Source organism: Microbacterium kyungheense (assembly GCF_006783905.1).
Lineage (GTDB): Bacteria > Actinomycetota > Actinomycetes > Actinomycetales > Microbacteriaceae > Microbacterium > Microbacterium kyungheense.
The window spans coordinates 150,934-165,806 of record NZ_VFPE01000001.1; the positions used below are offsets into that span (position 1 = coordinate 150,934).

General features: G+C 70.8%; 11 protein-coding genes. 3 read left to right on the forward strand and 8 right to left on the reverse strand.

What is annotated here, in order from left to right:
• Positions 1–149: 149 nt before the first annotated feature.
• From FB391_RS00690 to helR, 8 genes are all read right to left on the reverse strand, one after another.
• Positions 150–1,010 (reverse strand): aldose epimerase family protein, encoded by an 861-nt coding sequence (locus tag FB391_RS00690; protein WP_141892395.1) that lies wholly within the window; start codon positions 1,008–1,010, stop codon positions 150–152.
• The gene (locus tag FB391_RS00695) at positions 1,007–2,296 is read right to left on the reverse strand and encodes an ROK family transcriptional regulator (RefSeq protein WP_141892396.1); all 1,290 of its coding nucleotides are present in this window, start codon (positions 2,294–2,296) and stop codon (positions 1,007–1,009) included. The genes FB391_RS00690 and FB391_RS00695 overlap by 4 nt, the downstream gene beginning before the upstream one ends.
• Entirely contained in the window at positions 2,293–3,549 is a 1,257-nt protein-coding gene (locus FB391_RS00700) for an enolase C-terminal domain-like protein (RefSeq protein WP_141892397.1), read from the reverse strand. The genes FB391_RS00695 and FB391_RS00700 overlap by 4 nt, the downstream gene beginning before the upstream one ends.
• Before the next feature lie 20 nt (positions 3,550–3,569).
• Positions 3,570–4,451, reverse strand: a complete 882-nt coding sequence (locus tag FB391_RS00705) for an NAD-dependent epimerase/dehydratase family protein (RefSeq protein WP_141892398.1) — start codon at positions 4,449–4,451, stop codon at positions 3,570–3,572.
• Positions 4,448–5,422: a carbohydrate ABC transporter permease gene (locus FB391_RS00710; RefSeq protein WP_141892399.1), complete on the reverse strand. Its 975-nt coding sequence runs from the start codon at positions 5,420–5,422 to the stop codon at positions 4,448–4,450. The genes FB391_RS00705 and FB391_RS00710 overlap by 4 nt, the downstream gene beginning before the upstream one ends.
• Positions 5,419–6,372, reverse strand: a complete 954-nt coding sequence (locus tag FB391_RS00715) for a carbohydrate ABC transporter permease (RefSeq protein WP_141892400.1) — start codon at positions 6,370–6,372, stop codon at positions 5,419–5,421. Before FB391_RS00715 ends, FB391_RS00710 begins: the two co-directional genes overlap by 4 nt.
• Positions 6,373–6,433: 61 nt before the next feature.
• Positions 6,434–7,816 carry an extracellular solute-binding protein gene (locus FB391_RS00720; protein WP_141892401.1) on the reverse strand — a complete coding sequence of 461 codons (1,383 nt, stop codon included), beginning with the start codon at positions 7,814–7,816 and terminating at the stop codon, positions 6,434–6,436.
• Between the two features lie 242 nt (positions 7,817–8,058).
• A complete protein-coding gene (helR, locus tag FB391_RS00725; RefSeq protein WP_141892402.1) occupies positions 8,059–10,197 on the reverse strand; it encodes an RNA polymerase recycling motor ATPase HelR in 2,139 nt (712 codons plus the stop codon).
• A gap of 242 nt (positions 10,198–10,439) precedes the next feature.
• Here helR and FB391_RS00730 point away from each other — a divergent pair, with 242 nt between their 5' ends.
• The 3 genes from FB391_RS00730 to FB391_RS00740 all read left to right on the forward strand — a co-directional run bounded on the left by FB391_RS00730 (position 10,440) and on the right by FB391_RS00740 (position 14,545).
• A complete protein-coding gene (locus tag FB391_RS00730; RefSeq protein WP_281286385.1) occupies positions 10,440–11,132 on the forward strand; it encodes an N-acetylmannosamine-6-phosphate 2-epimerase in 693 nt (230 codons plus the stop codon).
• On the forward strand, positions 11,129–12,034 hold the full coding sequence (locus tag FB391_RS00735; RefSeq protein WP_185842875.1) for a DUF4862 family protein: 906 nt from the start codon (positions 11,129–11,131) through the stop codon (positions 12,032–12,034). The genes FB391_RS00730 and FB391_RS00735 overlap by 4 nt, the downstream gene beginning before the upstream one ends.
• 156 nt (positions 12,035–12,190) lie before the next feature.
• Positions 12,191–14,545, forward strand: a complete 2,355-nt coding sequence (locus FB391_RS00740) for an arylsulfatase (RefSeq protein ID WP_141892405.1) — start codon at positions 12,191–12,193, stop codon at positions 14,543–14,545.
• The last annotated feature ends 328 nt before the right edge of the window (positions 14,546–14,873 follow it).

Here is a 14,873-nt window from a genome sequence, read left to right on the forward strand (position 1 = left end):
GGCATCCGTTCAACAGGTCAACCGCGGTTCATCAGGGCGGATCCCGCGATCGTGTCCTGATGAACCGCGGTTGACCTGTTGAACGAGGGCGGCTGGATGCCGGCGGCCGGGGAAGTGGGTCACCCCGGCCCCGAGCGGCGTGCGGCGGGTCAGGGCCCGGTCCGCGCGAGCGACAGCGAGAAGTCGGCCGTGACGGCGCCACGGGCGGGGACGAGGATGGGGCCGAGGGTCTCGTCGGTGACGTCGTACGGGCGCGAGGCGGGTTCCAGGGCGATCGTGCTGGTCGCCCCCCACCACGGGAATCCGGGCGTGAACCGATGCTCCTGCCACACGTGCAGCTGCGGGAAGAGCGCGGGGTCCCACCGCAGGACGGCATCCCATCCGCCGCCGCGCAGCCGGGCGACGCCGCGCGTGCCCGACGGCACGGACCGGAACGCACCGTGCCGCTCGCCCGGCCGGGGGAAGTGCACGTCCACCCGCTCGCCGTCCACCGTCAGCGCTGCGCCGGGGCCTGCGAGCACCTCCGCGAAGGCGGGGTGCTCGGTCCAGGTGATCGCGACGGCGGCGTCGGACGGGTTCTCGACGCACTGCCGCACCCGCACGCCGGCATCGGTCGCCTCGGTGCGCCGGCGCAGCACCAGCGGCACCGTGTCGAGCGTGACCTCCAGCGTGCAGGACGCCTCGTCCGCGGCCACGGTGCACCAGTGACGCCAGGCGGCCTCGCCGTGGAACGGGTGCGACACGCCGTCGACCGTGCGGTCGTCGCCGGCGTGGGGGAGGAGCGGATGCCACCCCCCGGCGTAGCGCTCGTGCCACCGGCGGTTCGAATCCGCCGCGGGCGGCGCCTCGGGCTCCTCGTGGTCGCGGCCGGCGAGCTGCAGCAGGAACTCGGTGCCGGTGGACGTCTCGACGACCGACGTGATGCGCGCGCCGGTCTCGTCGACCGACACGGCGAAGCCGCCGCCGGGCGAGCGCAACGCGTGCCGGCGGCCGGGGTTCCCGGCGGTCATCGCAGGTCGTACGGCTGTGTGCGCCGGACCATCGGGGCGAACGAGGCGTGGAAGATCGTCGACGCCGCGCCGATGGCGCCGGCCTCGCCGGTCACCACCGAGCGCTCGACGGCGACCGTGCGTGCGCGGTGCGCCGTCGGCATGGTGTTGACGGCGCGCTCGATGGTCGACACCACGATCTCGTGCAGCTCGGGCTCGAACGCCGGGCCGCCGACGACGATCGTCGACAGGTCGAGCACGTCCACCAGGGCGGCCGCGCCGAGGGCGATCACGTCGGCCACCTGCTGCACCGCCGCGATGACGGCCGCATCGCCGGCGGCCACCTCGGCGCAGAACTCCCGGTAGGTGATCGCCGTGCCGGCGTAGCCGAGCTCGCGGGCGATCTCGGGGATCGCGACGGGCGGATTGCATTCCCGGACCAGCTCCGGCCGACCCGAGCCGTCGATGCGGCCCAGCCGGATCGCGCACAGCTGGCCGAACTCGCCGGCGTTGCTGCTGATGCCCCGGTAGGCCTCGCCGTTGAGGACGAGGCCCGAGCCCATGCCGGTGCCGAAGTAGAGGTAGACGAAGTCGTGCGCACGCGCGGTGCGCCCCACCCATCGTTCGCCCACGGCCGCGGCCGTGCCGTCCTTCTCGACGACGACCGGATACGGCAGGCGCTCGTCGAGCATCCGGTGCAGCGGCACGTTGCGCCAGGCTCGCGACAGCGGAAGGTCGAGCAGGTCGCCGTCTGCCGTGATGGGTCCCGGCACCGCGACGCCGACACCCAGGAAGGTGCCGCGGTCGATCCCCGACGCCGACAGCACGTCCTCGACGTTGACCCCGATGAGCTCCACGAGGTCGGCGGGCGACACCCCCGGATCGAGATGGATGCTGCGCTGCTCCAGTTCGCGGGCGTCGAGGTCGACGAGCACGACCGACACCACGTCGGGATCGACGAGGATGCCGACGGCGTGCGCCGCCTCGGCGCGCAGCCGCACGGGGGTGCGGGGCTTGCCCAGCCGCTCGGATCGGGTCTGCTCTCCTTCGGCCAGCAGCTGCCGCTCCAGCAGCACGCGCAGGATGCGCGACACCGACTGCTGGGTGAGGCCGGTGCGCTCGGCGATCTCGGTGCGGCTGATGGTGCCGGCCTGACGGATGGTCTCGATGATGGCGACCTCGTTGAACGACCCGAGGTCGTGCTGGTTGGCGCCGGGGCGGTCGCGGTCGTTGACGGCCCGCGGGTTGCGGCGCGAGTTCGGCGCCGTCGCCGTCCGACGGCCGCTGCGATCGGTGGTGTCGGTCACGGTGCCTCCAGTGCTCCATCGGGGCGTCGTACACCGGCAGCCCATGCGTCATGGCCCGACAGCTCCGCGGGGTACCGGGCGGCGGCATCCTCGTCGATATCGATCCCCCAGCCCGGCGCCTCGTTCGGTCGAAGCCAGCCGTCCTCGATGCGCAGAGTACCCGGAAACACCTCGTGCGTGGCGTCGTTGTAGACGTGACCCTCCTGGATCCCGAAGGCCGCAGAGGTCACATCGAGCGCGACGTTGGCCGCGGCGCCGATCGGCGACGTGTCGCCGGGACCGTGCCAGGCGGTGCGCACGCCGCTGAGCTCGGCCAGGTCGGCGATCTTGCGCGCAGGGGTCAGCCCGCCGATGTCGGACACGTGGCTGCGGATGTAGTCCACGCCGCCGTCGCGCACCAGGCGAACGGCGTCGGCGAGCGAGGTCGTCAGCTCACCGACGGCGATCGGCGTGCCCGAGGCGGCGCGCACCTCGGGCAGGCGGTCCCAGTGCTCCGGCGGCAGCACGTCCTCCAGGAAGAAGAGGCCGTACGGCTCCAGAGTGCGTGCGAGCCACATCGCCTCGGAGGGCGTCAGCCGCGAGTGGACGTCGTGCAACAGCTCGGTGTTCTCGGGCAGCGTCTCGCGGGCCGCCTCGAACAGCGCCGGCGTGCGGCGCAGGTAGTCGCGCGCGCTCCAGCCGTTGCCGTAGGGCGCGTTCGGGTACTCGCTCTCGACGTACGGCGCGCCGTACCCGCCGCCGCCCGCCGTCGACAGCTGCAGCCGTACGTGGCGCCAGCCCTGCGCGATGAGCTCCTGCGCGTGGTCGAGCGTCTCGGCGATCGTCCGGCCCGACGCGTGCAGGTACGTCTCGGCGGCGCCGCGCACCTTGCCGCCGAGCAGCTCGTGCACCGGCATCCCGGCCCGCTTGCCGGCGATGTCCCACAGGGCCTGGTCGATGCCCGAGATCGCGTTGTTGGTGACGGGGCCGCCGCGCCAGTATCCCGAGAACCCGGCGAGGCGCGTGAGGTCGCCGATGTCACCCGGATAGCGGCCGATCAGCAGCCGCGCCAGGTGCTCCTCGACGAAGGTCACCACCGCGCGGTACCGCTGCGTGAAGGTCGCGCACCCGAGTCCGTAGAGGCCGGGCTCGCTCGTGTCGATCCGCACGACCACGAGCGGCGTCCCCTCGGGGGCGGTGGTGATCGCGCGCACCGAGGTGATGCGCAGGTCCTCCCGCGGCGGCCACGGGTTGGCGAAGGTGTCGAAGGGCATCGGTGGGCTCCAGGTCGTTTCTACAGGTCGTCGGGAAGGTCGAGGGTCTCAAGCGGGATCTCGTGGTGCGCCTCGAACCCGATCAGCTCGCGGGCGGGGGTCAGATCGATGGGCACCTCGCGCTCCACGAACCGTCGCAGACGCGGCGCCCCGGGCGCGTACCGCTGCAGCAGGTCCTCGGTGCGGTACGGCGCGAGGGTGGAGTTCGCCGCGAGGAAGAACGCGTGGGCGCCGGTGGTGGATGCCGTCAGCGACAGTTCGACGGCGCGCGCGGCATCCTCCGTCACGAGATACGACCACGCCTCGCGCATGCCGTCGCGCGGGGCCGCCGCCAGCTCCTCCGCGATCGCGGCCAGGTTGTCTGCGCCGTTCACGTGGGGGAACCGCAGCGTCACGACGTCGATGCCCCAGTGCCGCCAGGCCATGCGCGCGGTGTTCTCGTCGTTGCGCTTGGACAGCGAGTACCAGTCGGCGATGTCGGTGGGGATGTCGGTGTCGAGCGGGAAGTACGCCGGCGTCACCTCATGGATGTTCTGCGGCAGCCCGTATGAGTTGATGCTGCCGGCGACGACGGCGCGCGGCAGCCCGCGCGCCCCCGCCTGCGCCAGCACGTTGAAGGTCGACACCACGTTGGTCGTGTACACGTCGTAGGCCGGCGCGATGTCACGGTGGGCGAGCGCCGCGAGGTGCACGACCAGGTCGGCGCCCTCCAGCGCCCGTGCGACGTCCTCCTGCGAGCGGGTGTCGCCCACGATGATCCGGTCGGCCTCCAGCGCCGGGTTCTCCTCCCGCGAGAGCGCCGTGACGGATGCCCCGGCCCGCTGCAGTCGTGCGCTGGTGACGACGCCGATCCGGCCGGACGCGCCGGTCACCAGCACGCGTGCGCCGTTGATGCCGCTCATCCCTTGATCCCTCCCGCCGTGCCCACTCCGCGCAGGAACTGCTTCTGGAAGATGAGGAACAGCACCACGGGGATGATGAGGCTCAGGAACACGGCGGCCATCTTCACGGCCAGCGGCGTCGGCCCGCTCGCGAGCGTCGGCAGCATCACCGACACGGGCTGCAGGCCGGGGCTCGGCAGCACCAGCATCGGCCACAGGTAGTCCTTCCACGAGCCGATCGCCGCCAGCAGCGCGACGACGCCGATGATCGGGCGCGACAGGGGCAGCACGATCGTCCAGAGCACCCGCAGCGGGCCCGCGCCGTCGATCTTCGCGGCCTCGAGGATCTCGCGCGGCACCGAGTCGAAGAACCTCTTGAGCACCACGACGTTGAACGCGCTCGCCGCGGACGGCAGCCACACCGCCCAGAAGGTATTGAGCAGGCTGATGTGGAACACCGGCAGGTCGAGCACCGTGAGATACAGCGGCACGAGCGAGATGACACCGGGGAGGAAGAGCGTCGCGAGGATCGCACCGCTGAGCACCGGCGCCCACTTCGGCTTCAGGACGCTCAGGATGTAGGCGGCGAGGATGCTGATGACGAGCGTCGCGAGCGTCGAGCCGAGCGCTACGATCACCGTGTTGCGCAGCGACGAGCCGATCTCGGCGCCGTTCCACGCCCGGACGAGGTTGCTCCACTCGTTGGGGGTGAACCAGATGCCCATGGGGTCGGTGATGATCGCCTGCGTGTCGCTGACGGAGGCCTTCGCGGACCACAGCAGCGGCCCGAGCCCGGCGAACACGAGCCCCACCAGTGCGAGACCCTGGATGATCCACAGCCAGATGCGGACGCTGCGGCGCTTGCGGTCCGCGAATGAGATCGCGCCGCGTTCCTTGGGCGCCTCGGGGGCACGGCGCCGGCGGCGCTTGCCGGGGCGGTTCACGACGAGGGTGCGCGTGGCCTCGTCGAGCGGCATGTCCTGATAGGTCATGAGGTGCTCCATCTGCGGGTCGCCCACAGGTAGACGCCCGACAGGACGCACAGGAACGCCGCGAGCATGACGCTCAATGCGGTGGCCGCTCCGAAGTCGCCGTAGACGAACGCGTAGTTGTAGATCTTGAGCAGGACGGTCTGGGTCGCGTTGTTGGGACCGCCTCCGGTGAACAGGAACGGCTCGGTGAAGATCTGGAACGTGCCGATGAGCTGGAGCAGCATCATGACGAGGATCACGCCGCGCAGCTGCGGGACGGTCACGTACCACATGCGCTGCCAGATGCTCGCGCCGTCGATCTCGGCGGCCTCGTACAGCTCGGTGCTCACCGAGCGCAGCGCGGCGATGTAGATGATCGCGGTGGACCCCGCGCCTGCCCACGTGGCGTAGAGGACGATCGACGGCATCGCCATCGCCTCGGAGTTGAGCCACGGGAACGGGCCGAGGCCGATCCATCCCAGCATCGTGTTGAACATGCCGCTGGCGGACGGGTCGTAGAAGAACTTCCACAGCAGGATCGCCGCGACGGGCGGGACGATCGCCGGCAGGTACGCGAGGGCGTTGTAGACGCCGTCGTACTTGCGCAGCTCGTTGATGAGCACGGCCAGGATGATCGGGATGGGGAAGCCGAAGACGAGCGCCAGCAGCGCGAAGTACGCCGTGTTGCCGACCGCCTGCGCGAGGCCGGGGTCGCTCAGCACGTACTCGAAGTTGCTGAGCCCGACCCATTGCGCGGGCAGGATCAGGTTCGTCTTCTGGAAGCTCAGCGTCAGCCCCTGGATGATGGGGCCCCAGCTGAAGTAGGCGAACACGAGGACGACGGGGATGGCGAACAGCACGGAGTGCAGGCCGCCGCCGAGGTACCAGGTTCGGAGGGTGCGCGGACGGCGGGCGGGAGGGGGAGTCTCCGCCGGCCGCGACGGTGCGGTCTTCTCTAGGACTCGGGTCATGATTGCCTCGAATCTCCGGATGGATGCCGGCGGCCGGGGCCGCCGGCATCCACCTCGGAGATCAGCGCGATGCCTGCGCGATGATCCCGTCGACCACGCCGTTGGCCTCCTTGATGGTGGCGGCGATGTCGGCGTTCTCGTCGGTGAGGATCTTCTGCACGACCGAGTCGAGCGCGGCGTAGGTCTGCTGCGTCGCGGTGGGCGGCTCGGGGATCAGCGGGAGCGTGGAGTCCACGTAGCCCGTGAAGTGCTCGCGGGGCACGTTGATGTAGTCCTTGATCCAGCCGAGGTACCGCTCGTCGATGTCGGGAGAGACGGGGGGCAGTCCGGGGATGCCGACGGGGTTGCCTGCCTCGGCGTCGGCGCTGGCCAGCTCGACGGCCTTGTCCTCGTCGAAGTACTTCTCGAAGTCGTAGAACTTCACCCAGCGGGCGGCGGCGAGCAGCTCATCAGGCGTCGCCTTCGCGTTGAAGAGCTTGAGCGAGCCGCCGGTGAGGGTGCCGTTGTCGCCGTTCGCCTGCGGCAGCGCGCCGACCCCGACGGCGTCGGGGTCCATGCCGAAGTCCTTCACGACCATGCCGTAGAGGTCGGGGGCCTGCATGATGATGCCGATCTTGCCGGCGGCGAAGTCCTGACGGGCGGCCTCCTGGTCGTACAGGAACTGGCTGCCCATGGAGTCGTCCTCCCAGCGCATGTCGTGCAGCAGCTGGAGGGCCTCGGAGGTGGCGTCGCCCATGACCGCCTTCTTGCCGCCCTCGTCCTGGATCGTGCCGCCCATGCTGTACGTCAGGGTGGTCAGCATCCAGCCGCCGGTGTTGTTGGTGGTCAGCTGGGCGTAGCCGGCGACGCCGGGCACCTTCTCGCTGATGATCTTGGCGTCCTCGCGCACCTCGTCCCACGTCGTGGGTGCCTTGTCGGGGTCGAGTCCGGCCTGCTCGAAGATCGCGCGGTTGTATGCGAGGCCCACCGAGAACAGTCCGGTCGGCACCGAGTAGATGTTGCCGTCGTCGTCCTGGACGTTGGCGAGCGCCAGCGGGTTCAGGTCGTCGACCATGTCGAGCTCTTCGAGGTACGGCGTCATGTTCGGCAGCTGGCCGTTGTCGATCAGCTCGTGGCTGTACGTCAGCGAGACGTTCATGACGGTCGGAAGAGTGCCGCCGGCGAGCTTCGCCTGGAACGTCTGAGCGTCCCAGGCCTCGGTCGAGGTCTTCACGGTGATGTTCGGGTACTGCGACTGGAACTTCTCGATCTGCTTGTCGAAGGCCTTGCGGTCCTCCGGCTTGTCGGCGGTGGGATAGTCGCCGACGGTGATCGTGACATCCGCGTCGGGGTCGGCCTCACCGGATGCGGGGGCGTTCCCTCCACCGGCGCTGCAGGCTGCGAGTGCGGTCAATGCGCCGATCGTGCCGAGCGCGATGGCTGCGCGAAGTGCTGGTTTCCTCATCGAAACTCCTCGGGGGATTGCAGATGGTGATCGTGCTGTGGACGAGCGATTCGCCAACGCCGACGACTATAAAACCAAGAGTGTTATTAAGTCAACGGCCAGCACGCGACCCCTCCCCGGGGGCTCACAGACTGCGCAGAATCGCGCGAACTTCGCAGGCTCGGGGCGATTCCGTGCGAGATCGGTCGCTTTCTGCGAAGTCTGTGAGGTGGATGCCGGCGGCCGGGGCCGCCGGCATCCGCTCAGCCCTCCAGGACCGCCAGCCGCTGGGTCGCGCGGGTCATGGCGACGTAACGGTCCACGGCGCCTTCGATGCCGTCGCCGAACGCGGCGGGCTCGACGAGGACCACGAGGTCGAACTCCAGTCCCTTCGCGAGCTCGGGCGTCAGCGAACGCACACGTTCCCGGGGCGCGAACGCGGGATCGCCGATGACGCAGGCGACGCCGTCGGGGTGCTCCGCCAGCCACTCGTCGACGATCGCGTCGCGTCGCGACACCGCCGCGTGCAGCACGGGGACGCCGCTCGTGCGGATCGAGGTGGGCACGTTCGCATCGGGGATGGCGGCGCGGATCACCGGCTCGGCCTCGGCCATCACCTCGCTCGGCGTGCGGTAGTTCACGGTGAGCGAGGCGATCTCGACCTGGGTGAGCCCCGCCCGCTCGAGGCGCTCCTGCCACGACTCGCGGAAGCCGTGACGAGCCTGCGCGCGGTCGCCGACCACGGTGAAGCTGCGCGACGGGCACCGCGCGATGAGCATGCGCCACTCCGCGTCGGTGAGCTCCTGCGCCTCGTCGACGACGACGTGCGCGAACGGACCGGCGAGCAGGTCCGGATCGATCACGTCCAGCACCGACTCGTCGACGAGGCTGTTGCGCAGGTCGTCGCCGTCGAGCCACGTGATCATCTCATCGCCCGCCTCTTTGAAGCGCTCGACGACCTGCGCCATGTACTCGCGCTCCTGAGCGAGCCGCGCCTCGCGCTCGCGGCGCCGGCGGGAGGCGCCCGGGTCGCCGAGCCGCCGGCGAGCGGCGTCGAGCAGCGGCAGATCCGAGACGGTCCAGGCCGAGTCATGCCTTCGCTGCAGCAGCTCGACCTCGTCAGGCGTGAGCCACGGCGCGCAGCGGCGGAGGTAGGCGGGGACCGTCCACAGATCCGCGACGAGGACGGATGCCTCGACGAGCGGCCACGCCCGGCCGAACATGCGTGTGAGGGCCTCGTTGCGTGCGAGCGAGCGGCGCAGCAGGTGCAGCGGCACCTCCTCGCCGTCGACCTGATCGGTGAGGATGTCGAGGACCGTCTCCCAGACCTGGTCGCGCGCCTCGTTGTGCGGCAGGTCGGCCTCGGCGGAGGTGAACGCCTCGGCCCAGTCGTCGGGTGTGAGCGAGACCTCGCCCCAGTGCGTGCCGATGACGATGCCCTGCGTCGGCGGCTCCTCGTACAGGGCCACGGCGGGCTCGATCGCGTCGACCAGGCGGGCGTCCGCCTTGAGGCGCGCGACACGGGCGTCGTCTTCGGGCAGGGCCGCCGCGCCCTCGCTCACGAGGTCGCGCAGCGTGCACGTCTGCACGCTCTCCTCACCGAGCGAGGGGAGCACGTCCTCGACGTACGAGAGGTAGGCGGGACTCGGGCCGACGAACAGCACGCCGCCGTGGCCGGGGCCGAGCAGTGGGTCGGAGTACACGAGATACGCGGCACGGTGCAGTGCCACCACCGTCTTGCCGGTCCCGGGACCGCCGTCGACCACGAGCGCGCCGCGCGAGCCGGCACGGATGATGGCGTCCTGGTCGGCCTGGATGGTGCCGAGCACGTCCCGCATGTGCGGCGACCGGCTCACGCCGAGGCTCGCGATGAACGCCGACTGGTCGTCGAGGGCGGCCGTCTCGTCGAGCCCCTCCGTGGTGAACACCTCGTCCCAGTAGTCCGTGATGCGCCCGCCGGTCCAGCGGTAGCGGCGACGGCTCACGAGGCCGTGCGGGCTCGCGAAGCTCGCGGCGAAGAACGGCTCGGCCGCCGGAGTGCGCCAGTCGACCAGCAGGCGCCGGCCGCCGGCATCCGTGAGTCCGAACCGGCCGATGTACACCGGGTCCGAGCCGTCGTCGGGCACCATGCGGCCGAGGCACGCGTCGAGCGTGAAGCGGCGCAGCATGCGCAGACGCGCCGTGAGCTGGTGGATCTCGAGGTCGCGCTCCAGCGCCGGTTGGCCGTGGCCGCCCGGGCGCAGGCGAACCTCTTCGAGCCTCGCCTCCAGTCCGGCGGTCTGGCGGGCGAGGGTGTCGGCGATCGCGGCGAACCAGCGTTCGTCGGCGCCGATCAGGGCGGGGTCGGACTTGGCGGACAGGCGTTCAGAGAGGTGGAAAGCGCTGGCAGAGGGGGAATTCACGGCATCGACTCCAGGCGAGGATCGGGCGGCGCACGCGTCGCGACCGACAAGTATGCGCCCTGGAGGGGCCCTTGCCGCAAGGCCCCCTCCCACCGTTATCCTGGAAGTGCAGGCGGAGCCTGTCCGACGAGCGGCGCTTCGTCTCGTTCCTCGCTCAGCACGAGTGCCGCGCGATGCGCGCCCGCTCGTCTCGTGTCCGGGCGGCCGCGGCACCGATCTGAGAGGGACGCACGGGTCAACGCGTGAGGTTCTCGAAGACACAGACCATGAGCCGGCTCGACGGCGGGCTGATCGTGTCGTGCCAGGCGTATCCGGGCGAGCCGATGCGAGACCCGCGGACGATGGCGCAGATCGCCCGCGCCGCGGTCGCCGGCGGCGCTGCGGGCATCCGTCTGCAGGGGCTCGACGACATCCGCGCGGGCGCCGACCTCGACGTGCCCGTCGTCGGGCTCGTCAAGGCGGGGGAGTCCGAGGTGTTCATCACGCCCACGCTCGAGCACGCCGTCGCCGTCGCCGTCGCCGGCGCCGACATCGTCGCCCTCGACGGCACGCGGCGTCCGCGACCGGACGGCCTGAGCCTCGCCGACACCATCGCGCGGCTGCGCGCGGAGCACGACGTCCTCGTGATGGCCGACTGCGGCTCGCTCGACGACGCGGTCGCGGCCGAGGCCGCCGGCGCCGACCTGCTCGGCACCACGCTGTCTGGCTACACGCCCGAGCGGCCGAAGACGACGGGGCCCGACCTCGAGCTCATCGCGCTGATCGCCGCACGGTGCGAGCGGCCCGTCGTCGCCGAGGGGCGCATCCACTCGACCGGCTCCGCCACGGCCGCCCGCCGTGCCGGTGCCTTCGCCGTGTGCGTCGGCACCGCGATCACGCATCCCTCGACGATCACGTCGTGGTTCGCGGAGGCCGTGGCCGGCGCCGCGTCGTGACCCCCGTCTTCATCAGCGCCTACGCGGCGTCGCCCGCTCACAGCCGGTGGGATCCCGTGCTCGAGGCCGAGCTGCTTCCCGCGCTGTGCGCGCTCCCCGGGGTGGTGGGACTCGAGGTGCCGTGGCTCGGCGCGCTGCATCCGCACGATCCGGAGTGGTTCGTCCGCCACGTGCCGCCTGCGGCGCGGCTCGCCGTGACGCCGCTGCCGTGGATCATGCGGCGCACGGCCCGGACCCCGGCCTACGGAATCGCGTCGGAGGATGCCGGCGGCCGGGCCGCCGCGATCGACGATCTGCGGCGCGTCCGGGACGACGTCCGCAGACTCCCCGGCGCTGTCGAGTTCGTCGCCCTGCACACCGCCCCGCGCGGGGCAGCCGACCCTGCCGCGCTGGCGGCCTCGCTCGGCGAGCTGCGATCGTGGGACTGGGGCGGCGCGCGGCTGGTCCTCGAGCACTGCGATGCGGTGCGCCCCGGCCGGCCCTTCGAGAAGGGGTTCCTCGCCCTCGCCGACGAGCTCGCAGTGCTCGAGGGCACCGACGTCGGCCTGTGGCTGAACTGGGGACGCTCCGCGATCGAGCTGCGGGACGCCGACGCGGTGACCGCGCAGATCCGGGATGCCGCCGCCTCCGGCCGCCTCGTCGGGCTGACGTTCTCGGGCGCCGCCGCAGAGAACGGCCCCTATGGCACCGCGTGGACCGACACGCATCCGCCGCTGCTGTCGACCGACCCCGGCTCGAAGTCGCTCCTGGACGACGCCCACGTCGCCGCCGCCATCGCCGCGGCGCCGGGCATCCCGGCGTGGGGCGTCAAGGTGAGCCGGCTTCCCGCCGACCGCAAGGCCGCCGACGTGGTCGCGACCGTCGCGCGCAACCTCGACGTCGTCCGCCGTCTGAGCCGCTGACGCGGCCGGGGTGCTCGCTGTCCTCATGATGCGAGGCGGCGGGGCACTTCACGCGAAACGCGTGATGGAGCGCGTAGGCCGCCGTCGGTAGCGTGACGTCCGGGGGTGGCTGTGAAGGCCGTTCCCGTGCACTCGCGCGAAAGGGGCAGGACGGACATGACCGACGACACGCGGAGATCCATCGTGGGGGAGCCGCTCCCCCCGGCCCGGACGCTGCCGTTCCCGCCGAAGCCGTCGGGCAGCTTCGCCGGGCGCACTCTGGCCGAGTCGACGTACTCGCCCCTGCCACCGGTGCGGCGGCTCAACGACGGCGCTCCCAACGTGCTCGTGATCCTCATCGACGATGCGGGTCCCGCGCTGCCGGCCCCGCTGGGTGGCGCGGTGAACACTCCGACGCTCGGCCGGCTGCGCGACGAGGGCATCGGGTTCAACCGGTTCCACACGACCGCGATGTGCTCGCCGACGCGCGGCGCGCTGCTGACCGGGCGCAACCACCACCGCATCGGGTCGGGCCAGATCGCCGAGCTCGCGAACGACTGGGACGGCTACTCGGGCCACATCCCCAAGAGCAGCGCGACGATCGCCGAGGTGCTGCGCAACTACGGCTACTCGACGGCGGCGTGGGGCAAGTGGCACAACACGCCGGCCGAAGAGACGACGGTCGCCGGCCCGTTCGACCGCTGGCCCACCGGCTACGGCTTCGAGTACTTCTACGGGTTCCTGGCCGGCGAGGCCTCGCAGTACGAGCCCAACCTTGTTCGCAACACCACCTCGGTGCTGCCGCCGAAGACGCCCGAAGAGGGCTACCACCTGAGCGAGGACATCGCGGACGATGCGATCGGGTGGCTGCGCAACCACAAGGCGCTCACGCCCGACAAGCCGTTCTTCATGTACTGGGCCACCGGCGCCATCCATGGGCCGCACCACATCATGAAGGAGTGGTCGGACAAGTACGCGGGAAAGTTCGACGACGGCTGGGACGTCTATCGCGAACGCGCGCTCGAAGGCGCGAAGGCCGCGGGCTGGGTGCCGCAGGACGCCGAGCTGACGCCCCGGCCGGAGAGCCTGCAGGGCTGGGACGACATCCCCGATCACCAGAAGCCGTTCCAGGCGCGGCTCATGGAGGTGTGCGCGGGGTTCGGCGAGCACGCCGACGTGCAGGCGGGACGCCTCGTCGACGCGCTCGAAGAGCTCGGCTACGCGGACGACACCCTCGTCGTGTACATCTGGGGCGACAACGGGTCATCGGGGGAGGGCCAGAACGGCACGATCAGCGAACTGCTCGCGCAGAACATGATCCCCACGACGATCGATCAGCACATCGCGGCGCTGGACGAGCTCGGCGGCCTGGATGCGCTCGGCACGCCCGCCACCGACAACCAGTACCACGCCGCGTGGGCCTGGGCGGGTTCCGCCCCCTACCAGGGCATGAAGCTGATGGCGTCGCACCTCGGGGGCACGCGCAACCCGATGTTCCTGCGCTGGCCGGGGCGCATCGAGCACGATCCGGTGCCGCGCACCCAGTTCCACCACGTGATCGATCTCGCGCCGACGATCTACGAGATTCTGGGGATCTCGCACCCCGAGTCGGTCAACGGCATCCACCAGGATCCGATCGACGGGACGAGCTTCGCCTACGCGGTCGACGACGCCGCAGCGGAGGGGCGTCACCGCACCCAGTACTTCGAGATCATGGCGAGCCGCTCGATCTATTCCGACGGCTGGATGGCCTCGACGACCGGGCCGCGGCTGCCGTGGGTGCCCGGAGCACCTCCCGGGATCGCGACGTGGACCCCGGATGCCGACACATGGGAGCTGTACCACCTCGACGAGGACTGGAGCCAGGCGAACGACCTCGCGGCCGCGCAGCCCGAGAAGCTCGCCGAGCTCAAAGAGCTCTTCGCCATCGAGGCTGCCCGCAACGACGTGCTTCCCGTCGGCGGTGGCCTGTGGGTGCCGGTCTACCACCCCGAGGACCGCATCTCGGTCCCCTACACGCAGTGGGAGATGACGGGCGACACCGTCCGCGTGCCGGAGTTCTGTGCGCCGGCGCTCGGCAACAAGCCGAATGTCGTCACGATCGAGGCGACGCTGCCCGACAAGGCGAGCGGGGTGCTGTACAAACTGGGCGGCGCGGGTGGGGGACTGACCGCGTTCTTCGTCGACGGGGTCCTCAACTACGAGTACAACCTGTTCCTCGTCCAGCGCACCAAGATCGCCGCGGCGACGGCGGTGCCGGCGGGCGACGTGAAGATCGAGATCGAGACGTCGTACGTCGAGCCGCGCCCCGGCGGGCCGCTGTCGGTGACGCTCCGCGTGAACGGCGACGAGGTCGGGTCGGGCACCGTCCCGGTGAGCGCACCGCTGCTGTTCTCGGCGAACGACTGCCTCGACATCGGGCGCGCGTACGGCGGCGCGGTCTCGCGCTCATACGTGGACCGCATGCCGTTCGCCTTCGAAGGCGAGATCTCGCGCGTGCACATCGCCTACGCCGTGCCGCAGAAGGCCTGACGGGCGGTAGCTGCATCCCGGGCGGCCGCGAACACGCCCGGGATGCAGCGTCGATTCGACGTGGTGGACGGATCGGCGTAATGTTCTTGTTGTTCGCCCCAAAGGGTAGAGCGAAGGGCCAGCTGGTCGGGCTCCCCTCAAGTTGCGAACAACCTCACTCCCTGATCCGCAAGTCGCTGATGCGACAGTCGGGCACAGAGGGTGTAGGATAGTGAAGTTGCCCAGCCGGGGTAGCGGGCCTTGTGGTCTGTTGCGGGTTGGTGCGTCTGATCTTTGAGAACTCAACAGCGTGCACTTGTCAAATGCCAATTTTTTTCTCTGTCGACCG